At 62.0% G+C, this 21,830-nt stretch carries 17 protein-coding genes and 2 tRNA genes; 11 read left to right on the forward strand and 8 right to left on the reverse strand.

Features of this window, described 5'->3' with window-relative positions; all coding sequences use genetic code 11:
- The first annotated feature begins 95 nt into the window (after positions 1–95).
- Complete coding sequence (gene valS / locus BTIS_RS00520; protein ID WP_094661707.1) at positions 96–2,840, forward strand: valine--tRNA ligase; 2,745 nt, start codon at positions 96–98, stop codon at positions 2,838–2,840.
- Between the two features lie 171 nt (positions 2,841–3,011).
- On the opposite strand, the gene BTIS_RS00525 is transcribed toward valS, so the two are convergent.
- From BTIS_RS00525 to rho, 3 genes are all read right to left on the reverse strand, one after another.
- The gene (locus tag BTIS_RS00525; RefSeq protein WP_245819180.1) at positions 3,012–4,775 is read right to left on the reverse strand and encodes a DUF4012 domain-containing protein; all 1,764 of its coding nucleotides are present in this window, start codon (positions 4,773–4,775) and stop codon (positions 3,012–3,014) included.
- A gap of 301 nt (positions 4,776–5,076) precedes the next feature.
- Complete coding sequence (locus BTIS_RS00530; protein WP_094661708.1) at positions 5,077–5,565, reverse strand: chorismate mutase; 489 nt, start codon at positions 5,563–5,565, stop codon at positions 5,077–5,079.
- A 363-nt stretch (positions 5,566–5,928) separates the two neighbouring features.
- The gene (gene rho / locus BTIS_RS00535) at positions 5,929–8,082 is read right to left on the reverse strand and encodes a transcription termination factor Rho (RefSeq protein ID WP_420806999.1); all 2,154 of its coding nucleotides are present in this window, start codon (positions 8,080–8,082) and stop codon (positions 5,929–5,931) included.
- Between the two features lie 765 nt (positions 8,083–8,847).
- On the opposite strand from rho, the gene BTIS_RS00540 reads away from it, so the two are divergent.
- The 3 genes from BTIS_RS00540 (at position 8,848) to BTIS_RS00550 (ending at position 11,142) form a co-directional block, all read left to right on the forward strand.
- Complete coding sequence (locus tag BTIS_RS00540; protein ID WP_094661710.1) at positions 8,848–9,666, forward strand: aldo/keto reductase; 819 nt, start codon at positions 8,848–8,850, stop codon at positions 9,664–9,666.
- A 65-nt stretch (positions 9,667–9,731) separates the two neighbouring features.
- Positions 9,732–10,391, forward strand: coding sequence for an HAD family hydrolase (locus BTIS_RS00545; RefSeq protein ID WP_094661711.1), 660 nt, complete (start codon positions 9,732–9,734; stop codon positions 10,389–10,391).
- 253 nt (positions 10,392–10,644) lie between these two features.
- Positions 10,645–11,142, forward strand: coding sequence for a hypothetical protein (locus BTIS_RS00550; protein WP_094661712.1), 498 nt, complete (start codon positions 10,645–10,647; stop codon positions 11,140–11,142).
- A 384-nt stretch (positions 11,143–11,526) separates the two neighbouring features.
- On the opposite strand, the gene pgi is transcribed toward BTIS_RS00550, so the two are convergent.
- Positions 11,527–13,224, reverse strand: coding sequence for a glucose-6-phosphate isomerase (pgi, locus tag BTIS_RS00555; protein WP_094661713.1), 1,698 nt, complete (start codon positions 13,222–13,224; stop codon positions 11,527–11,529).
- Positions 13,225–13,470: 246 nt separating this feature from the next.
- On the reverse strand, positions 13,471–14,655 hold the full coding sequence (locus BTIS_RS00560; protein WP_420806998.1) for a mannose-1-phosphate guanylyltransferase: 1,185 nt from the start codon (positions 14,653–14,655) through the stop codon (positions 13,471–13,473).
- Positions 14,656–14,799: 144 nt separating this feature from the next.
- Between BTIS_RS00560 and BTIS_RS00565 the strand changes: the two genes are divergently transcribed.
- Both BTIS_RS00565 and BTIS_RS00570 read left to right on the forward strand, forming a co-directional pair.
- A tRNA-Thr gene (locus BTIS_RS00565) sits at positions 14,800–14,875 on the forward strand.
- Between the two features lie 106 nt (positions 14,876–14,981).
- A tRNA-Leu gene (locus tag BTIS_RS00570) sits at positions 14,982–15,062 on the forward strand.
- Positions 15,063–15,139: 77 nt separating this feature from the next.
- Here the strand turns inward: BTIS_RS00570 and BTIS_RS00575 are convergent.
- Positions 15,140–15,826, reverse strand: coding sequence for a non-canonical purine NTP pyrophosphatase (locus tag BTIS_RS00575; protein ID WP_094661778.1), 687 nt, complete (start codon positions 15,824–15,826; stop codon positions 15,140–15,142).
- A 113-nt stretch (positions 15,827–15,939) separates the two neighbouring features.
- The gene (gene rph / locus BTIS_RS00580) at positions 15,940–16,704 is read right to left on the reverse strand and encodes a ribonuclease PH (RefSeq protein WP_094661779.1); all 765 of its coding nucleotides are present in this window, start codon (positions 16,702–16,704) and stop codon (positions 15,940–15,942) included.
- A 183-nt stretch (positions 16,705–16,887) separates the two neighbouring features.
- On the opposite strand from rph, the gene BTIS_RS00585 reads away from it, so the two are divergent.
- Complete coding sequence (locus tag BTIS_RS00585) at positions 16,888–17,523, forward strand: Pr6Pr family membrane protein (protein ID WP_094661714.1); 636 nt, start codon at positions 16,888–16,890, stop codon at positions 17,521–17,523.
- A gap of 64 nt (positions 17,524–17,587) precedes the next feature.
- Entirely contained in the window at positions 17,588–18,925 is a 1,338-nt protein-coding gene (locus BTIS_RS00590) for a nicotinate phosphoribosyltransferase (protein WP_094661715.1), read from the forward strand.
- Between the two features lie 136 nt (positions 18,926–19,061).
- On the opposite strand, the gene BTIS_RS00595 is transcribed toward BTIS_RS00590, so the two are convergent.
- Positions 19,062–19,370 (reverse strand): DUF3039 domain-containing protein, encoded by a 309-nt coding sequence (locus tag BTIS_RS00595; RefSeq protein WP_169713035.1) that lies wholly within the window; start codon positions 19,368–19,370, stop codon positions 19,062–19,064.
- Positions 19,371–19,483: 113 nt separating this feature from the next.
- Here BTIS_RS00595 and coaD point away from each other — a divergent pair, with 113 nt between their 5' ends.
- From coaD to BTIS_RS00610, 3 genes are read left to right on the forward strand one after another with little or no spacing between them, the layout of a single operon-like run.
- Positions 19,484–19,975 carry a pantetheine-phosphate adenylyltransferase gene (gene coaD, locus BTIS_RS00600; protein WP_094661717.1) on the forward strand — a complete coding sequence of 164 codons (492 nt, stop codon included), beginning with the start codon at positions 19,484–19,486 and terminating at the stop codon, positions 19,973–19,975.
- Between the two features lie 2 nt (positions 19,976–19,977).
- Entirely contained in the window at positions 19,978–21,084 is a 1,107-nt protein-coding gene (locus BTIS_RS00605; protein ID WP_143248825.1) for an HlyD family secretion protein, read from the forward strand.
- A 28-nt stretch (positions 21,085–21,112) separates the two neighbouring features.
- A complete protein-coding gene (locus tag BTIS_RS00610) occupies positions 21,113–21,718 on the forward strand; it encodes a YceD family protein (protein ID WP_094661719.1) in 606 nt (201 codons plus the stop codon).
- The last annotated feature ends 112 nt before the right edge of the window (positions 21,719–21,830 follow it).

Genomic DNA, 21,830 nt, shown 5'->3' on the forward strand with positions numbered 1-21,830 from the left:
GCGAATACGGAACGCACGTGGATTGATCGAGAGCCGATCATCTCCGATCAATCCACGATCAATCCTTGTCACACAGCGTTTCTAAACTGGCCCGTATGACTGATAATGCTGAAGGCGCCATCAGCGCGCATCTTACCGCCCTGCCCGACCGTGTGGGCGTGGACGGTCTCGAAGACAAGTGGATGAAGGCGTGGAACGACGCCCAGACCTACAAGTTCGGTAACACCCGCGACCGCAAGGCCGTCTACTCCATCGACACCCCGCCGCCCACCGTCTCCGGCCATCTGCATGTGGGCCATGTGTTCTCCTACACCCATACCGACGTCATCGCCCGCTACAAGCGCATGCGCGGCTTCGACGTGTTCTACCCGATGGGCTGGGACGACAACGGTCTGCCCACCGAGCGTCGTGTGCAGAACTACTTCGGCGTGCGCGTGGACACGTCGCTGAAGTACGATCCCGATTTCAAGCCGCCGTTCGAAGGCACCGAGGGCAAGAAGATCCAGGCCAAGGATCAGGTGCCCTGCTCCCGTCAGAACTTCATCGAGCTGTGCGAGCGCCTCATCACCGAGGACGAGAAGCAGTTCCAGGATCTGTGGAGCACGCTCGGCCTGTCCGTGGACTGGTCGCAGACCTACCACACGATCGGCGAGCACCCGCGCCGCGTGGCCCAGAAGGCGTTCCTGCGCAATCTTGCCCGTGGTGAGGCCTACCAGAAGGACGCCCCCGGCCTGTGGGACGTGACCTTCCAGACCGCCGTGGCCCAGGCCGAACTGGAAAGCCGTGAATACGACGGCTTCTACCACAAGATCGCCTTCCGTTTCGAGGACGGCACCCCGATCTACATCGAGACCACCCGTCCCGAGCTGCTGCCCGCCTGCGGTGCCCTGATCGCGCACCCGGACGACGAGCGCTACAAGCAGTACTTCGGCCAGTACGTGTACTCCCCGCTGTTCAAGGTCAAGGTGCCGATCCTGGCGCACAAGGCCGCCGAAATGGACAAGGGCGCCGGCATCGCCATGTGCTGCACGTTCGGTGATGTGACCGACGTCGAGTGGTGGCGCGACCTGAGCCTGCCCACCCGTTCGATCATCCAGCGCAACGGCCGTATCGTGATGAGCGTGCCGGACTGGATCGACGACGAGAACGGCAAGGCCATCTTCGAGGAGATCGAGGGCAAGACCACGTTCTCCGCCCGCAAGATCATCGTCGACCACCTGCGTGAGTCCGGCGACATGGACGGCGAGCCGAAGCCCACCAAGCGTATGACGAACTTCTACGAGAAGGGCGACAAGCCGCTCGAGATCGTCACCTCCCGCCAGTGGTACCTGAAGAACGGCGGCACCGACGAGAAGCTCAACGCCGAACTCATCGAGCGCGGCAACGAGCTCAAGTTCCACCCCGACTTCATGCACGTGCGCTACGACAACTGGGTGCACGGCCTGAACGGCGACTGGCTGATCTCCCGTCAGCGCTTCTTCGGTGTGCCGTTCCCGCTGTGGTACCCGGTGAAGGATGATGGCTCCGCCGACTACGAGCATCCGATCACGCCGAGCGAGGACATTCTGCCGATCGATCCGACCACTGATGTGCCCGCCGGCTACACCGAGGATCAGCGTGACGTGCCCGGTGGCTTCACCGCCGAGAACGACATCATGGATACGTGGGCGACGTCGTCGCTCACCCCGCAGATCGTGACCCGCTGGGAGGAGCCCGGCGAGGAGAACAAGGCGATTCACGCCGCCACGTTCCCGATGGATCTGCGCCCGCAGGGTCAGGACATCATCCGCACCTGGCTGTTCAGCACCGTGGACCGCGCGCATCTGGAGAACCACTGCCTGCCGTGGAAGAATGCCGCGCTCTCCGGCTGGATCCTCGACCCGGATCACAAGAAGATGTCGAAGTCCAAGGGCAACGTGGTGGTTCCGAACGAGCCGCTGAAGAAGTTCGGCGCGGACGCCGTGCGCTACTGGGCCGCCGCCGCCCGCCTGGGCCTTGACGCCACGTACGACGAGGGCCAGATGAAGATCGGCCGCCGTCTGGCGATCAAGCTGCTCAACGCCACCAAGTTCGCGCTGGCGATCGGTCGTGAGGACGAGAACCACCACGTGGGCGCTCCCGCTGAGGCCACGTGGAACCCGACCGACGTGACCGAGCCGCTGGACCGCGCCGCCATGGCCAAGATGGCGTACGTGGTGCGCACCGCCACTGAGGCGATGGAATCCTACGAGCACTCCAAGGCTCTGGAGGTCATCGAAAGCTACTTCTGGCAGTTCTGCGACGACTACATCGAGCTGGTGAAGAACCGCGCCTACGGCACGCCGGATGAGCATGGCCGCACGCCTAGCGAGGCCGCTGTGCTGTCCGCGCGCACCGCGCTGGGTCTGGGGCTGGACGCGTTCGCCCGCCTGCTGGCCCCGTACCTGCCGTACGCCACGGAAGAGGTGTGGCACTGGATGCACGACGGCGAGGGCTCCGTGCACCGCGCCGCATGGCCGACGCCGGAACCGTATGTGATCGCCGCCTCCGGCGTCTCCCCCGAGACGCTGGCATGGGCCGGTCGTGCCGTGGAGCAGCTGCGCAAGATCAAGTCCGAGGCCAAGGTCTCCATGAAGACCCCGATCCTGTCCGTGGCGTTGTCCGCCGCCGCTGACGGTGTGAACGCGATCCGTTCCGCCATCGACGACATCGCGCAGGCCGGTCGTGTGGTCGGCAAGTTCGATCTGGTTGAGAAGCACGCCGAGGAGGCCGCCGCCTCCGATGACGGCTCCAACGAGACCGTGATCATCGCCGCCAGCGAGCTGGGCGAGCCCCCGGCCAAGAAGCCGAAGAACAAGTGAATCGCCGCAAGGTAATTCACGACGATGCAAACGGGCCGGCCTGACCATCTGAGCCGGCTCGCCGCAAACACGCAAACAAATAGTGGGTGTATCCATCCTTCACCGATGGATACACCCACTATTTGTTATGCAGGTATGAGCTCCAAAGCCACAGCCAGCGCTCGCTGATTCTCACCGACCGGTTTGCCCTGATTCCGTCCAGCCGAGCGGAGTCTGGTCCACGGTCAGGTCGGTGACGGCCTTTGCGGAAGTGGTCACGTCGAACGTGTAGGTCACGGTCTGACCGGGGGCGAGGCTGGCTACATTGGCGTAGATCCTCTTGCCGTTCAACGTTTCCCGACGCGCTTCCGTCACACTGCCGGTGGAGCCGGACGCGACCGTCGGTTCGGTCATGCCGCCGCCGGACGGAGCGGCAAACAGCATCTTCTCGATGCCGTAGGTCTTGGGCTGGCCGGCCTGGCTGATGCCGATGATGTAGTCCGGCAAGCCGGCCGCCTGGGACTCGTCCAGCGTATTGGTCAGTGTGTAGGTCACATGATAGGTACGCGACCCGTCATCATTCCGGGACGCCAACGTCACGTTCGACGTGCGATGGATGTACCAGTCCATCTTCGAGGAATTCTGCTGGTTCGTGTACACGCCCACCTGCGGATGCTCCTCATCGTCAGGCATCGACGCGGTGAATCCGGCTGCGCTGATCTCCTGCTCCACCTCGTCATCAAACGCATACAGTGAAAGATGCCGGCCATTCGCCATGTCTCCCATGATCTGCGACACCTTCACCAGCCGTCCCACGCTCATGTTGGAGAACATGCTGCCCACGGCCTGTTCGGCCACCTGTGCGAAGAACGCGTCCTGCTGCTCCTGCGGATATTTGGTATACGCCGTATTGAGCAGGAATTCGGCGGTGTTGTCGCCGGTCAGCACCGTGCCATCGGACAATGTGACGTTGCCGGTGATGCCGATCAGCTTCTGCAGGAACACCGGGTCCACCATGATCACGCCATCCAGATTCGTGGAACCGCCCCACGGCGTGCGCTGCCAGATCTCGCGCATACCTTCGGCGCTACGTGACGTGTCCGGATAGACGGCCAGATCACGGATGTCGAACGACATCTGCAAAGGTCCCCACTCATTGAAGATTCGTTTCTCATCGTCGGTCGGCGTGCTCGCACCATAGGCGACATAGTCCGCGTCGGCGCGGAAATCACCAATGCTGATGCTGCCGTCGTCCGTCGTAACCACGCCAACCGATCCAACCAGACCGCCGGATGAACGTGCCTCCGACGTGGTCATCGCCATCAGCGCGTAGGTGCGGGGCTGATCCGAGCCAAGAAAGTCAGGCAGCATCCGGAACGCATTGGACATGCTGTCCACCGTGCCGGCCACGGCATTCAGCTGCTTGCCGCTGGTCTCATAGGCGTCCTTCACGACGCTGGTATGAGCGCCCGGCAGATTCCGGTATTCACGCACCTGCTGCTGCACCGTGGCATCAATATCGGCGATCTCATCACGATGGTCGAGCAACGGCTGCAGATTGAACCGACCGTCCGACGTGCTCAGCTGGCCACCCTGCATCGATGTCATCACATCGATGAACTTGGGAAGGGGATCGTTGACCAACGTGTTCGTCACCGCCGTCATGCCTTGCACGGTGGTGACATCGTCGCCGATCATCGGAATGCGCGACGCGATATTCCACAACGTGCCATGGGTGATGTCGTTCGCCGCGTTGGTCTCCTGCTTCGCCTCATTGAGTCGTTGGCGAAGATCGGCGGATGCGCCGGCGACATTCGTGGATTGCGTATCCGTGCCCAGACTCATCACAGAGGATAATGTTGAAATGGCCTTCTGCTCGTGCGACTGCACCCGCTTGGCATCGGAGTACAGCTTCATACCGCACACGCCGGCGGCAACGACGATCATCAGCAACATCAGTGCCACCACTGCGATCCATCGGCCGAAATGATGTCGTTTCGGCTTATACGATGGCGTATATCCCGCACTTTCTGTTCGCATGTCGTCCTTCGCCGTAAATTGACTAGCCGCATATTGCCCCTCCCCAAGAATGGGGGCACTAAACACGATATTGTACTGTCATCGAATCCGTTGCGACATGCGGGGAACGTCGCTCACCGAACGGTTGCGTGATCGTTCATGTTTTCGCATTGCTCGCGTTACTCTTAGTAGTGTTTCCAGACCTCGCGACGATCACCGTCATCGCGGCCGTCACGCGTCATGCGAACACGTCGAGGACACCCGGATCGCCACCGGCGTCGGCGATGCGCTTATGACGCTTCTTCGCTTCGGTCACCACGAATTCGCGATACATTTCGGCGATGTTCGGATCGAGTCCGGCATCCTTGGCGATGCGCTGCAGACGCTCGATCTGGTAGTCCTCCCGCTTGTAATCGGCAGGCGCGAAACCGGCTTCTGCTTTGAGCACGCCCACCTGCGAGGTGGCCTTGAATCGTTCTGCGAGCAGATGGATCACCGCGCCGTCGATGTTGTCAATGGTTTTGCGCAGACTCTTGATTTTGGCTACGGTCTCGGCGACTTCGGGATGTTCACGGGCCGCGGCGGAATCGATCGTTGATGAACGCTCGTCCGTGTCATGGTTCGTGGCAACGGCTTCAACGTCGTCCGTGACGTCGGCACCGGTCTGATCATTGCTTTCGGTGATGGTTCGTACAGGCTTGCGCCAACCACTAATATCTGCACTCATATCTACCAGAGTATCCCGAACCACTCCCCCTCGACCATAACGGCACTCACATGCTCACTATGCAAGATCGGTCCACATACCGTACGATACTGACGTACCGTTTATCAGATGCCTATCCGACGCATGCATACGGCAAACAAGCATCTGAGGAATCGTCCCGTGCTTCTACGACGCATGCGTACGCCAGATAAGCACTCAAGGAATCGTCCGATGCGTATCCGACGCATATGTACGCCAGATAAGCACCCAAGAAACCGCCCCGTGCTTATTTGACACACGCATACGTCGGATAGGCCATAAACACCTGTGCCCGTGGTGCGGCTCAATCGTTGCCGATTCGCCGCGCTACACACAACACCGCGGCTACTTCGCCTGGCTCTGCGGAATCGTGGAGGTGATCGCAGCCAGGAACTCGCGGTTCGTGGCGGTCTTCTTCAGACGCGGCACCAGGGTCTGGTATGCCTGCTCGGGCTCCATGCCGCCGAAGAGGCGACGCAGACGGTAGATGACCGCAAGCTCGGCCGGCGGCGTGATGAGCTCCTCGCGGCGGGTGCCGGACGCGTTGATGTCGATGGCCGGGAACAGGCGCTTCTCCGACAGTTCGCGGGACAAACGCAGTTCCATGTTGCCGGTGCCCTTGAACTCCTCGAAGATCACCTCGTCCATCTTGGAGCCGGTCTCCACCAGCGCGGACGAGATGATGGTGAGCGAGCCGCCGTTTTCGATGTTGCGCGCCGCACCGAAGAACTTCTTCGGCGGGTACAGCGCCTGCGCGTCCACACCACCGGACAGGATTCGACCGGACGCCGGCTGCGCGATGTTGTATGCGCGGGCCAGACGGGTCATGGAGTCGAGCAGCACGACCACGTCCTTGCCGAGCTCCACCAGGCGCTTGGCGCGTTCGATCGCCAGTTCGGCGACGATCGTGTGGTCGCTCGCCGGACGGTCAAACGTGGAGGAGATGACCTCGCCTTGCACCGTGCGCTCCATGTCGGTGACTTCCTCAGGACGTTCGTCCACGAGCACGACCATAAGATGCACTTCGGGGTTGTTCGTGGTGATCGAGTTCGCGATCTGCTGCAGCGTGATGGTCTTGCCGGCCTTGGGCGGGGAGACGATCAGACCACGCTGGCCCTTGCCGATCGGTGCCACGATGTCGATCAGTCGACCGGTGAGCTTGGTCGGCTGGGTCTCCATGCGCAGACGCTCCTGCGGGTAGAGCGGCGTGAGCTTGTTGAAGTGCGGACGGGACTGCGCCTCCTCCACACTCATGCCGTTGATCGTTTCGATGGACTGCAACGGCACGAACTTCTGACGCTGGTTGCGGCCGTCGCGCGGCGGACGCGTGGTGCCCTGCACGGCATCGCCCTTGCGCAGACCGTACTTCTTCACCTGGCCCATCGACACGTACACGTCGTTCGGTCCGGGCAGGTAGCCGGAGGTGCGCACGAATGCGTAGGATTCCAGCACATCGACGATGCCGGCGACGGGCACCAGATCGTCCTGCTGCTGGTAGTCGTTGCGCTCCGCACGATCGGCACGGTCGTTGCGCACGGCATCGTCACGACGATTGCGGCGCTCGATGCGATCGGTACGGTCAGTGCCGCCACGACGATCGGCACGGTCATCACGACCGTTGCGGCGATCGGCGCGATTGCGACGATACTCGCGATCGTCATCCTGATCGTAGCGGTCGGAACGGTCGGTTCCGTGGCCGCGATCATCGCGCATACCACGACGATCGGCGTGATCGTCACGACGGTTCTTGCCGTTCTTGCGCGGCTCGGGACGGTCGGAACGGTCGGGCAGCGCGGCGAGGATATCGCCGAGATCACGCACGCGTCCCTGTCGGGCCGGCTCGTCGGCGGCGGCACCGCTGTCCTTGCGACGGCGTACACGCGGCAGATCAAGATCAAGATCAAGCTTGCCCACGTTCTCATGATCACGATCGCGATCCGAACGCTCAACGCGCTCGTTGTCGATCGACGGAGCGGACGACAGCGTGGCACGACGACGCGACACGCGCTTGCCGGCGTTGGCGTCGGGCAGCTCGATGGCGGCAAGCTTGGCGGCGGACGTCTCCGCACGATCGGAGTGATCGGCGTCGCTCGTCCTCTTGATCTCCGGCAGCTCGATGATCGGCAGCTGACCGGGCTCGCGTTCGGCGACGTCGGAATCGGCGTGCTCCACGGATTCGGATTCGGAATCGGCGGCGGTCGGAGCCGGGGTCTCATCCACGGGAGCCGGAGCGGGCTCCACGACGGGAGCGGCCGCAACCGCATCGGCTTCGGCGTTGGAAGCATCATCGACGGCCTCGGGAGCGGACGTCTCCGCAGGCCTGTCGGTCTTCTTGACGGTGCGCTTGGTCGTCTTCGGCACGCGCACGGTGACTCCGGCGGGCGCTTCGCCGCCGTTTCGGGCGGCCTCGATGGTGCTGACCAGCTCGCCCTTACGCATGGTAGAGGTACCACGCAAACCCATCTGCTTGGCGAGCTCCTTGAGCTCGGGCAGCTTCATACTTGCAAGATTCTGGCTATCTGCCACGTGTATTGCCTTTCGTCTGACCTTATATGACCCAACCATGAATCCTGAACGAACCAAGGCCCGCGATCATAAGGGTGTTCTGACGCGATGAGCGCGCTTCCACGGTGAGAACCATCTCATCCCAAGCGCTATCTCGTCATCGAAAAGTTCGAATTAAGAATGGCTTCGAACTGCCCTCACTATACGACGAGTCGAAGACCGATGCAATTTGCCACGCCCGGGCGATGCGAGATCACCCGCCGATTGTTCATGATCGGTTATGGGCGGTTATGGGCGGCCCTGAGCGGTTATGGACGGTCGGTCATGGACGTCGCGCGCCATGCAACCGTCGCAATATCTATGATCGATAGTGACACTGGTGAACACATCGAAAAAATGGCGATGGATCGGTCCGGCGAGGAAGGGAATCCGCCGGAGACGATCGCGATACGACAGCCAGACCGCGGCCCAACAGGCCGAGCGGATCAACCAGGCCCAGCAGCCGACAGGAGCCGCAATCCACGACTCACGGCGGGACGTCCCCATCCACGACTGTGGATCACGGCACATCGGAAAGGACGAGCATCCATGTCATTCCATTCGTCGCATGCAGTGCGCAACGATCAGGCAACGCAGACCAATCAGACAACACAGACCAACCAGACAACACAGTCCTCACAGACGGCATCAGCGGCATCGGCTTCACAGAGGCCAACGTCGCAGTCGCGCCATGACGTTCGTCTTCGCAATGGCGATTCAATGCCCCGACTCGGCATGGGAACATGGCATCTGGGCGAGGGGCGACGCCCGGCATCGCAGGAGATCGCGGCCTTGCGCGCAGGACTCGACGCCGGCATCCGGCTGATCGACACCGCCGAAATGTACGCCGACGGGCGCGCGGAGTCCCTGGTGGGCCGCGCGATCACCGGATATGACCGCTCCCGGCTGTTTCTGGTGTCCAAGGTGTATCCGCACAATGCCGGGCGGAACCGTCTGCGCCGCAGTCTGGAGGCCTCGCTGTCGCGCCTGGGCACGGACTATCTCGACATGTACCTGCTGCACTGGAGGGGGGCCATACCGCTGGCCGAAACCGTGGAATGCATGGAACAGGCCAAGGCCGAGGGACTGATCCGCAACTGGGGCGTCTCGAATTTCGACACGGCCGACATGCGCGAGCTGTTCGCCACGCCGCATGGCGATGCGTGCGCGGTGAATCAGGATCTGTATCATCTCGGCTCACGCGGGATCGAATTCGATCTGCTGCCGTGGATGGACGAGCACCACGTTCCGCTGATGGCCTATTGCCCGCTGGCGCAGGCCGGCACGCTGCGCGACGGCCTGGTCAGCGATGCCACGGTGTGCCGGATCGCCGCCGCGCACAACGTTTCTCCCATGCTCATCCTGCTCGCATTCGTGCTGCGCCGCGACGACACGATCGCCATACCATGCAGCGGCAGTGTCGAGCACACGCTCGCCAACGCCACGGTATGGAACATCGATCTCACCGCGGATGAGATCGCATCGCTTGACGACGCGTTCCCCGCCCCCACAAGCAAGGAACCACTTGACATGCAATAATCGCCGACACGATCCGGCGGAAATGAACGGCACTACACGGCAATGAACATGAACGGAGACAACACATGTGCGGCATTGATATGCGCATCGACGGCGGCGAAGACAGCACGATTCACGACGTGATCTTCGATTTCTGCGGCGTTCTGGTCGATTGGCAGCCGAAACTCGCCCTGCAAGGACTGTTCCCGCCAGACGCGATCGACGAGTTCTTCGCCGATGATGATCGTTGCGGATTCCTGTATTTTGACGATCTGCATGACGGCGGCGTGGATTATGACGATCTGATCGTCGAATATGAGCGGGAATACGGCGCAAGGCTCGGTCTGATGATGCGCGCCTATGCGGATCATGTCGATCGCTCATTGGTCGGCATGATTCCCGGAATGATGCCGCTGCTGGACGAACTGACGGCTCGCGGCATCGGCGTATGGGGGCTGACCAACTGGGGGCGGGATACCTGGCCCGTCATGCAACGGCGATTCCCCGAGCTCATCGACAGGCTGAATGATGTCATGGTGTCCGGATTCGAAGGGGTGAAGAAGCCCGAAACGGCGATATTCGACCGCGCAATGGAACGTTTTGGCATAGATCGCCGTCACACGCTGTTCGTGGACGATTCCCCATATAACGTCGCCGGCGCGCAGGAGTCGGGGCTGAGGTCGATTCGTTTTCTCGCATCGGAGCAACTGCGGGACCGGCTGATTCCGCGTAATACCGCCTCATGATGCCGCCTCGCCCACGTAACATCTCCGTTTGATCCCGCCTTCCACGAGCCGGACACCACCAGTCCACGAGTCAGACACCGATTGCACTCATATCGGCCGCGCTCGTATCATCCCATGATGAATTTCATGTCCATATAACGGACAATCTGAGTTCACATATTGATTGATACTGCCGCCGAGATTACCGGCGGCACAGCGCGTCGCATAACTGAGTGCACGCGTTTGAATGGCATCAGGGTGGCGGAGGGACATCATGGAGGCATTTTCGCTAACTGCCAATAACAACATCGGACCGGAGGCAGTCTGGACTTCCATCCCGTTGGAGCAATTGGATCTTCCCAAGGCATCCGAGGGAACGCTGGACAAGGATTTCTGGCCGAGTAGACACGAGGAATACAACCGGCTGGAATGGGATGCCATGGATTGGCATGCCATACGGGACCAACTGGGCAAAGCCGCGGACCGTTTGGAGCGGCAGCCGGATTCCAACCCGGAACTTGAATTCAGGGTCCCGACCATGCGCGAACGCACATTTCTGGAAATGTGGTTCGGATACGGCGACCCCAGTGTGGAGGCGTGCAGCACCGATCACGATCGTTATCGTGTGGCGTTTGGTCAGCATCGCATCTGCGCCTACGCCGACTATCCGATGAGCGAGCACGATCGCGATGTCATGAGGATTTCCGACTCGGGATTCCTGCCGTCAGGGCCGTTATCCCCGGACACGCGCATCCCCATGCTGGTCCACTGACAGCGAGCACAAGATAATCATCTCCGTAAAGGGCCTATCTGCGGTTCACTAGGTCTTTTACGGACTGTGCAAAGGTCTAACCATGCTTCGCTAGGCACTGCCCCAAATAGCCCAATCACGCACAAGCCCGTATATGGCAATTTGGGGCATCAATGTGGCAAAGCCTATCTTTTAGAGCGCATGGCAAAAAACGCATCAACCCAGCGAAGCAGCGATAGATATTGGGAACCTTCATAATCTGCCTAGCGAACGGGAGTTAGCGTCATTGCATCAGCCCAACGGTCATAGCACGCCCTGTTTGGCATCGACACAGATCCGGGGATATGTAAAGGCGGTCCGCCATCATTACGATGACGGGCCGCCTTTACGCGTACAAGCCAGGAATCAGAACTCCCTGTGCTCGCGGTAGAACTTGATCAGGCTCTGGGTGGAGGCGTCCTGGGCGGCCAGTGCGTCGTCATCCTTGGAGATGGCCGGGGTGATCTGCTTGGCAAGCTGCTTGCCGAGCTCCACGCCCCACTGATCGTAGGAGTCCAGGCCCCACACGGTGCCCTCGACGAGGGTGATGTGCTCGTACAGGGCGATGAGCTCGCCGAGCGAGAACGGGGTCAGGGCCACACCGAGGATGGACGTGGTCGGGCGGTTGCCCTTGAACACGCGGGCCGGGACGATGGCTTCCGGAGTGCCTTCAGCGCGCACTTCGTCGGCGGTCTTGCCGAAGGCGAGAGCCTTGGTCTGAGCCAGGTAGTTGCCGAGGAACAGCTCGTGCACGTCCTGGTCGCCGTCCTTCACCGGGTTCGGGGTGTTGGCGAAGGCGATGAAGTCGGCCGGGATGAGCTGGGTGCCCTGGTGGATCAGCTGGTAGAAGGCGTGCTGGCCGTTGGTGCCGGGCTCGCCCCAGAAGATCTCGCCGGTCTCGGTGGTCACGGGGGTGCCGTCCCAGCGCACGGACTTGCCGTTGGACTCCATGGTCAGCTGCTGCAGGTAGGCCGGGAAGCGGTGCAGGTACTGGTCGTACGGCAGCACGGCGTGGGAGGCCACCTTGAAGAAGTTGCGGTACCACACGTTGAGCAGGCCGAGCAGGGCCACGACGTTCTTCTCGAACGGAGTGTTGGCGAAGTACTCGTCGATCTCGTGGAAGCCGTGCAGGAACTCCTCGAACTGGGCCGGGCCGTAGACCACGGCGAGGGAGGTGCCGACGGCGGAGTCGACGGAGTAGCGGCCGCCGACCCAGTTCCAGAAGCCGAAGGCGTTCTCCGGGTCGATGCCGAATTCCTCAACCTTTTCGAGGTTGGTGGAGACGGCCACGAAGTGCTTCTTGATGGCTTCGGCGTTCTTCTCGTCGGAACCGTCGATGGCACCGGCGGCCTTGAGCTCCTCAAGCAGCCAGGTGCGGGCCTCACGGGCGTTGGTCAGGGTCTCCAGCGTGGTGAAGGTCTTGGAGACGATGATGAACAGCGTGGTCTCCGGGTCCAGGCCCTTGGTCTTCTCGGCCAGATCGTTGGGGTCGATGTTGGAGATGTAGCGGGCGGAGATGCCGGCGTCAGCGTACGGCTTGAGGGCTTCGTACGCCATGACGGGACCCAGGTCGGAACCGCCGATGCCGATGTTGACCACGGTGTCGATCTTCTTGCCGCTCACGCCGCGCCATTCGCCGGAGCGAACCTTCTCGGCGAACGCGTAGATGCGCTCGAGGGTCTCGCGCACGTCCTTGACCACGTCCTGGCCGTCGACGATGTACTTGCCTTCGTCCTCGACCGGACGACGCAGAGCGGTGTGCAGCACGGCACGGTCCTCGGTGTTGTTGATGTGCACGCCGGTGTACTGCTGCTTGATGCGCTCGTCGAGTTTCACGTCCTTGGCGAGGTCGGCGAACAGCTTGAGGGTTTCGGGCTTGATGAGGTTCTTGGAAAGGTCGAAGTGCAGGTCGCCGGCGTCGAAGCTGAGCTTCTCCACGCGGTCGGCATCCTCGGCGAACCACTTCTTGAGGTCGATGCCCTCGGCCTGAAGCTCGTCGTAGTGCTTCTGCAACGCTGCCCAAGCAGGGGTCTGAGTGGCATCAATGGGAGGATTAATGGCCATGTGAGGTCCTTTCATCACTTGAGGCGATTTGGTGGATGATCGCCTATTCCAGTTTTCACCATAGCGGGATTGACGGACAGCTAAAAACGAACAGAAATGTTGGCATTTGTGCATTAGAACGTGCAATAACCCAAGCTTATCGCTCTGTTACCCGTCGTACACCATCGAATTCGATCAATACCGAACAGACACCGAACAGACACCCGACGTTCATCATCCGTCATCATCCGTCATCGGATCGACCCATTACAGGATCTCGCCATGCCCTCGCGCCGTGAGTTCGGCCACCATGCGCTTGACTTCCTGGCTCCGCGCACGCGGCGCAACCAGCAGCGCGTCCGGCGTGTCGACGACGACCAGATCATCCGCCCCCAGTAGCGTCACCATGCGGCCGCTCGACGGCACCACCACATTTCCGGCCGAATCGAGACACACCACGCGCTCGGCATCGCCGACGATCTTGTTGTTACGCACGTCCGCACTCGGAATCAGCGCCGCCACGGAATTGAAATCGCCGATGTCATCCCAGCCGAATCCACCGGGAACCATGGCCACTCCCCCCTCGGCGGCCAAAGGCTCGGCAAGCGCATAATCAAAAGCGATCTTCTCCACGCCCGGCCACAGTCGCTCCATCATCTCGGCACGGGCCACGCCTCCATCGTCCGCATCCCACACGTCGGCGAGCGCGGTGACGACGCGGTGGATCTCCGGTTTGAGCCGTCGCAGCGCATCGAGCAGCACGTCGGCGCGCATTACGAACATGCCGGCGTTCCAGCGGTATTCCCCGGTTAGCAGATACGCCTGGGCGGTTGCGGCATCGGGTTTCTCCACGAACGCCTTCACCCGCCGCGCGCTCGGCGCCCCGGGAATGCTTGACGCCAGCGATTCGCCCTGCCGAATGTATCCGAATGCGGTGGACGGCCGTGTGGCCGCGATGCCGATCGTCACGACATAGCCGGCGCGGGCGGCCGCCACAGCCTGTCTGACGCAATCGGAGAAGGCCTGATTGTCGCGGATCACATGATCGGCGGCGAACGATCCGACCACGATGTCGCTGCCGTGCCGTTTCGCCAGTATCGCCACGGACAGCGCGATGGCCGCGGTCGAATCACGACCGACGGGTTCGGTGAACAGATTGCACGCCCCCAGTTCGGGCAGTTGCGCCCGGATGGCGTCCTCGTGAGCCACGCCCGCGATGACGGACACACGTTCGGGGCCGGCGATCGCCGCGAGTCGGTCGAACGTGGACTGGATCATGGTTCGTCCAGATCCCAGAAAATCGTAGAGGAACTTGGGCCTGTTCCCGCGACTGATCGGCCACAGACGGGAGCCCACGCCACCGGCGGGAATCAGCGGATAGAAGTCCGGCATGCCCATGCCCGGCTTGCCGTTCGCGGCGTCGTTCTTGCACTGGCGTCCATCGTTATTCATGCGCCCATTATCCCCCGTGGGACCGATACAACCACCCCTTCATCATTCGCGACACGCGCAAATACCGCCCAATCACCGTCGATTTGAGTTTTTTTGATTCCTCCGGTAACATCTTCTACTTGTGTGCGCAGCAATGTGCCATGTGCCACTTTAGCTCAGTCGGTAGAGCGGCTCACTCGTAATGAGCAGGTCGACAGTTCGATTCTGTCAAGTGGCTCCACGGGAAACCCTAGGCACTTTGCCTAGGGTTTTTGTTTACCGTGGTTCAATGTCATGATCATGCGTCATGACCGACAATTGAAAACGCACCACCATAATCAAAGAACGCGCGAGTGGCGGAATTGGTAGACGCGCAGGATTTAGGTTCCTGTGTCTATGACGTGTGGGTTCAAGTCCCATCTCGCGCACGATCAACAAGGCCCTTGAAGCGTTGGAATTCCAAGAATCGCAACGCTTCAAGGGCCTTCACATATCTCTCGCCATCTCACCGCATGTCGGCGTGCAGCACGAGTCGGCGGATGCTGGGCACCAGTCGGCGGATGGCCTTGGAACGGTGCGAGATCGCGTTCTTCTCCTCCGGTTCCAGCTCAGCGGACGTGAGCGGATGCCCCGCTTCGGCGGCACGGGCCGGCTGATCGTCGGGCACGAAGATCGGGTCATAGCCGAATCCATGCTCGCCACGCGGCTCGCGGATGATCACGCCCTGCATGTCCCCGAGCTCCACGTTCTCGTTATGGATCTCGTACGGCGGTTCGGTACGGCCGTCGTCGGTCTCCGGCACCACCAGCGCGGCCGCGCAACGGAATCGTGCAGTGCGGTTGGCGTCGGGGATGTCCTCGATCTGTGCCAGCAGCAGTCGGTTGTTGGCCACGTCGTCGCCATGCACGCCGGACCAGCGCGCGGACAGGATTCCGGGGGCGGCCCCCAGCACGTCCACGATCAGCCCGGAATCATCGGCCACGGCGGGCAGTCCGGTGCGGCGGACCACGTCACGTGCCTTGAGCAGTGCGTTCTGCTCGAAGGAGACGCCGTTCTCCACCGGATCGGGAAGGTTCAGCGACCCCGCCGTCACCAGTTCGATCCGTTCGGCGTCGGCACCCAGATCCTCCACAAGAATGCGCTTGATCTCGGCCAGCTTGCCTTCGTTGTGGGTGGCCACCACCATGGTGATCCTGTCGCTCATAGCGATTCCTCCTCAACCGTTCGATTCCGTCAATTCCATTGGGCTTCATCAAGTCCCAGGTCCGTCGGCTCCGACGCGGCATCACGCCGTTCCGACACCCGTCAGTTCTCCTGCAGGGCCTTGCGCTGCATGGCCTGCAGCTCCTTGTTGCCCTTCTCGGCAAGGTCGAGCAGCTCGCCCAGCTCCTTGCGCGTGAAGGGACGGTGTTCGGCGGTGCCCTGGATCTCGATGAACGCGCCGGCGCCGGTCATGGCCACGTTCATGTCGGTCATGGCGTTGCTGTCCTCCACGTAGGGCAGGTCGAGCATCGGCTTGCCGTCGATCACGCCCACCGACACGGCGGACACCTGATCGCGCAGCACGGTACGGTTCGCGCGAAGCACCTTGTGCTCCTTGGCCCAGGCCACGGCGTCGGCGAGCGCCACGTATGCGCCGGTGATGGATGCCGTGCGCGTGCCGCCGTCGGCCTGCAGCACGTCGCAGTCGATCTGGATCTGGTTTTCGCCGAGGGCCTTCATGTCGACCACGCCACGCAGGCAGCGGCCGATGAGTCGGCTGATCTCGTGGGTGCGTCCGCCGATCTTGCCACGTACGGATTCGCGATCGGTGCGTTCGGTGGTGGCACGGGGAAGCATGGAGTATTCGGCGGTGACCCAGCCGAGGCCGGAGTCCTTGCGCCAGCGGGGTACGCCCTGCGTGAACGTGGCGGTGCACATCACGCGCGTATTGCCGCATTCGATGAGCACGGAGCCTTCCGGAACGTCGGTCCAGTGCCGGGTGATCTTCACCGGGCGCAGTTCGTCCACCGCGCGTCCGTCGGGACGGATCGTCTGGGTGGCGTCAAGCATGTCTTTGATCTGAACCATTTGGTAGCCTCCGTAGCCTCCGTGCACGAACATTCGTGCAAGCAAACCGTATCGGGCTTCGCAGACATTGCCGGAGAACGAACGGACCGCTCCGGAACGAACCAGACGGAACCGTTCGTAATCATTCGGAATCGTTCGGGACGGTTCGGAATCGTTCACGGCCGCCCCTCTACACTGGGATGTATGAGATTTCTGGCTGCGTTGTATCGCTTCGCCGTGGCTGCATGCTGCTTCGCCGGCACCTACGAGGTGTGGCATCTTCATCAGTATTCCTCGTTGGTGTATTTCACGTTCCAGACCACGCTGCTGCTCGGCGTGGTGATGCTGTGGACCGGCGCGGCCACGTTGCTCAAGGGCATCCAGCCGCCGGCATGGCTTAAGGGCTGTCTGACGCTGTACAGCGTGATCGCCGGATTGGTGGCGCTGTTCGTGCTGCCGGCGGCCGATCCTGCGATCACGCCGCGCGTATTCGGCCTGCTCACGGTCACATGGGCGCATCGCGTGGTCCCCGTGGCCGCGCTGGTCGATTGGCTGCTGTTTGATCCGCATCGTCGTTTCAAGTGGCCGTATGCGTTGGGATGGATGGCGTATCTGCCTGTGTATGTGGCGTTCGTGCTGGTTCGCGCGGCCATCTGGCCGCATTCCGGACCGTTGGCCGACGGCACGCCGTACCCGTATGATTTCCTCAATCTGCCGATGCTGGGTTGGAGTCGTCTGGGCCTCAATATATTGGAATACGGTGGCGTGTTTTTGGCATTGGGACTAATACTGATAGTCATTGACAGGGCGCTGCCGCAGAAGGTGCTGGTCGCTTCCTGATCCACGCATCCGACGACGTCAATACGGCGTGACGTCGATACGACCATATAACGAAGAGGTAGTCATGACGAACACTGATTATTCGGCCGCGATGATGACCGACATGTACGAGTACACGATGCTCGATGCCGCCATGCTCGACGGCACCGCGGACCGCCGTTGCGTGTTCGAGGTGTTCACCCGTCATCTGCCGACGGGCCGACGCTACGGCATCGCCGCCGGTCTGGGACGCATCGTGGACATGCTGAGGGATTTCCGTCCGAGCGAATCGGATCTGAAGTTCCTGCGCGATCGTCATGTGGTCAGCGAGAAGACCGCCAAGTGGCTGGAGAACTTCCGCTTCTCGGGCACGATCCGCGCCTACCGTGAGGGCGAGGCGTTCTTCGCGAATTCGCCGATCCTGCAGATCGAGGGCACGTTCGCCGAATGCACGCTGCTGGAGACGCTGGTGCTGTCGGTGCTCAATTACGATTCCGCGATCGCGTCGGCTGCGTCGCGCATGACGTCGGCGGCCGGCAATCGTCCGTGCATGGATATGGGCGGCCGTCGTACGAACGAGAGCGCGGCGGTGGCGGCCGCGCGTGCCGCGATCGTGGGCGGCTTCGCGGGAACCGCGAATCTGGCGGCGGCCAAGAAGTACGATCTGGTGTGCATCGGCACGGCCGCGCATGCGTTCACGCTGCTGCACGACGACGAACGCAGCGCCTTCGTCTCCCAGGTCAATGCGCTGGGACCGGGCACCACGCTGCTGACCGACACGTACAACATCGAACAGGCGATCACCACGGCCGTGGAGGTGGCCGGCCCAGAGCTGGGCGGAATCCGCATCGATTCGGGAGATCTGGCATCGCTGGCCCAGCAGGCGCGCAAGCAGTTGGATTCGCTGGGCGCCACGAATACGAAGATCACGGTGACGAACGACCTTGACGAGTATGCGCTGGCCGCGCTGGCCACCGCCCCGGTGGATTCGTACGGCGTGGGCACGATGCTGGTGACCGGTTCCGGCCACCCCACGTGCGCGATGGTGTACAAGCTGGTGGAGCGCGAGGGCGCCGACGGGCAGATGCACCCGGTGGCGAAGAAGTCGTTCGGCAAGAAGACCGACGGCTGGCGCAAGCGTGCGATGCGCTCGTACCGGTACGGTCTGGCGCAGGGCGAGCTCGTGGTGTGCGGCCCGGCGGATCGTCTGGCCGAGTGGCAGGCTCCCGACGAATACGGCGATACCCGCGATCTGCTGATCACGGCGGTGGACCACGGCGACATCGACGAATCCCTCGCCAGCAAGGAGGCGCTGCTCGCGGCCCGCGACTACCATCGCAAGGCGCTTGACGAACTGCCGGTCACCGCACTGTCGCTGATGAACGGCGAGCAGGCCATCCCCACCGAGATCATTACGATCTGATCGCGCTGATCATCGACCGTCATCAGACGGTCAGCAGCGCCGATATACGGTCGAATGCACGCCGAGGGGCCTTTCGCATCGTCGACATCCTTGTCATGACGATCCGAAAGGCCCCTCGGCGGAATGAATGCGCCGATCAGCGCATTTCGTCGTAGATGCGCTTGCAGTCCGGGCACACCGGGTAGTCGGAGGGGTTGTGCTTGGGCACCCACACCTTGCCGCACAGCGCCACCACGGGCCGGCCGGTCAGACGGGACTCGGCCATGCGCTCCTTTGATACGTAGTGCGCGAAACGGTCGGCGTCGCCGTCATCGGTACGCTGGCTCTCCGTCCTGGTCTCGGGGCGTTCCAGTACGGCGGTGCCGCTTCCCGTGTCGGGGGTGGACAGCGGGGAAACCGCATCGTCAAGCAGGACGGACTCGGTCATCGCATTCGGTTCGGTCATCGCATGCATCATTTCAGTCCCTTTCTCACATCGTCGTTGTCGCCATTCATCTTATTACGGCGTATGTTCCATGATCTCGTCGCGTTTCCACCGTGCGAGGTAGTCTGGAATTCATGACGATAGCTGTATGCCCCGGATCCTTTGATCCGGTCACTTCCGGCCACATCGATGTGATCGAGCGATGTGCGCTTCTGTTCGATCAGGTCCATGTCGTCGTGGCCGTGAACGCCGCGAAGAAGCCGATGTTCACCGAGGAGGAACGGGTGAACATGATCCGCGCCGCGCTGAGCGAGGACGGCTACCCCAACATTGTGGTGGACAGCACCGCCGGACTGATCACCGACTACTGCGCCCGGGTGGGGGCCAAGGTGATCGTGAAGGGGCTGCGTCAGAACGGCGACTATGAGGCCGAGTTGGGCATGGCGCTGGTGAACAAGCAGCTGGGCGGCGTGGAAACGATGTTCCTGCCGGCGAACCCGTTGAAGGAGCATATCTCCAGTTCCATCGTGAAGGACGTCGCCCGTCATGGCGGAGACGTGTCGGAGCTGGTGCCGCGTAGTGTGGCACCGCGACTGATCGAGGCGCTGGACAACGGAAAGAGATGACCATGAGCGACAATGATGATTTCGACGACACCGGCGAATCCGAAGTGGCCAATCGTGCGGGATCAGCCGGCAGGCATCCCACCAGTCAGCCCTCCATCTGGTCGCGGGCGTCCGTGGCCCATCGACCGGTGAGGCAGACCAAAGCCGCCACCCAGCCGGTCGAGCAGGATCCGGTTCAGGATCAGCCGGCCCAGCAGCCCCAGTCGACGCAACCGCAATCGCAGCCCGTCGTCAACACGGATGCCGATGCCACCGTGATCGACGACTCCACGCAGATGGCGGCGAGTCCACTGCCCAGCTATACGGAGAGCTATGCCAGCGCCGGGTACACGCCGTACGGTCAGGATTCGTATGGCCAGCAGTACGGTTCGTACGATCAGCAGACCTCGTATGTGCAGCCGTCGTATCAGCCGGATTCGTATCAACAGGATGCCTATCAGGACGATTCGTACCAGAGCGATCCCCAGCAGCCGTCCGGCGACTACGACGATTCCGTTCCGCTGCCCAAGGATTACCAGTCCATGCTGCCGGACGATGACGAGAACGAGGAATTCAACAGCACCAAGGACCAGTTCACCACGGTGTACGATCTGCTCGATCAGATCGAGTCGCTGGTGGAGGAGTCCAAGACCGGATTCTTCAGCTCCCAGGTGCGCGTGGACCGTGAGGAGCTCACCTCGCTGCTGCGCGAGCTCAAGGCCAAGCTGCCGGTGCAGCTGGAACGGGCGTCGGCCCTGATGCGCGAATCCGAACGTCGTCTGGAGAACGCCCAGTCCCAGGCCAGCGCCATCGTGGCGGCCGCGCAGAGCAGGTCGAGCGCGATCATCCGTGACGCCAACGAACGGGCGCAGTTCCTGACGAGTCAGGAGAACGTGACGGCGTTGGCCACCGAACGCGCCCGTACGATCCTCGACACCGCGCAGGCCAAGGCCGACAAGCTGGTGCACGGAGCCGACCACTACTCCACCGCCGTGCTCACCGAGCTGAGCGAGCAGCTGGCCAAGGCATCGCACGGCGTGCAGAGCGGACTCGACGTTCTGGCCGAACGTCAGCGCGAGGCGGCGCAGGATCTTGACCATCTCACCGATGACGACTATCCGCACGCCTGATCGCGCGGACGAACGAAACGAGGCAATTATGACGAATGACAAGCATCCCGAGACTTCCCCGTGGGCGATTCCGGTGGCGCAGATCGCCAGCCGCCCCGGTCAGAGCAAGGAGGTCGATCAGGACTTCCCCGCCCCCAGCGGCATCGGCGACGAGGTGATCAGCATCGCCGAAGGCGCTCCCGTGCATGTGGACGGCTCGATCGATTCGATCGTCGATGGACTGATTCTCAACGCATCCGTAACGGCTCCCGTCACCGGGGAATGCTCCCGCTGTCTCAAGCCGCTTGACGGCGATCGCACGCTGCACGTCACCGCGTTCTTCCCGTACGCGCCGGACCACGATTCCCGCCGCAACGACGAGGAAGTGGACATCATCGCCGGCGAGGAGGAGTCGGAGGACACCTACCCGCTGGCCGGCAACAACACGGTGATGGATCTGGAATCGCTGCTGCGTGACAATCTGGTGGAATCGCTGCCCGTGCAGCCGCTATGCCGTCCCGACTGCCTTGGCCTATGCTCGCAGTGCGGTGCCGATCTGAACGAGGACCCCGACCATCACCACGAGACGCATGACATCCGCTGGTCGGCCCTTGAGGATCTCAAGGCCCAGCTCGAACAGCGTGAGCACGAGTAGTCGCGAACGTTCGCGGACGCCCATATCCTGCCGCATTCCACTGGGACGCAACCATCGTCAAGATGACAAAATCCACGAAGTGCGCTAGAATACCGAAGGCTTAAGCTCAATA

The organism is Bifidobacterium tissieri (genome assembly GCF_002259645.1).
Lineage (GTDB): Bacteria > Actinomycetota > Actinomycetes > Actinomycetales > Bifidobacteriaceae > Galliscardovia > Galliscardovia tissieri.